This window comes from Staphylococcus sp. AC872 (genome assembly GCF_979255425.1).
This window is the reverse complement of sequence record NZ_CEEDKW010000111.1, coordinates 1-212: the sequence shown is the minus strand read 5'-3', so window position 1 is coordinate 212 and position 212 is coordinate 1. Positions and strand designations below refer to the sequence as shown.

Here is a 212-nt window from a genome sequence, read left to right as displayed (position 1 = left end):
ATTGAAGAAGATAGTGACGATTTAGATGGATTAAATTATCTTGCTGGTAAAACAATTGATGAAGTTAATACAAAAGCATTTGAAGGTACATTATTAGCACATACAGATGGTGGCGTACCTAATATCGTTGTTAATATTCCACAATTAGATGAAGAAACATTTGGCTATGTCGTGTACTTCTTCGAACTTGCATGTGCTATGAGTGGTTATCA

Annotated in this window: 1 pseudogene; it reads left to right on the top strand. The window is 33.5% G+C overall.

What is annotated here, in order from left to right:
* A pseudogene (locus ACZ267_RS13120) lies at positions 1-212 on the top strand (glucose-6-phosphate isomerase); the annotation flags it as partial.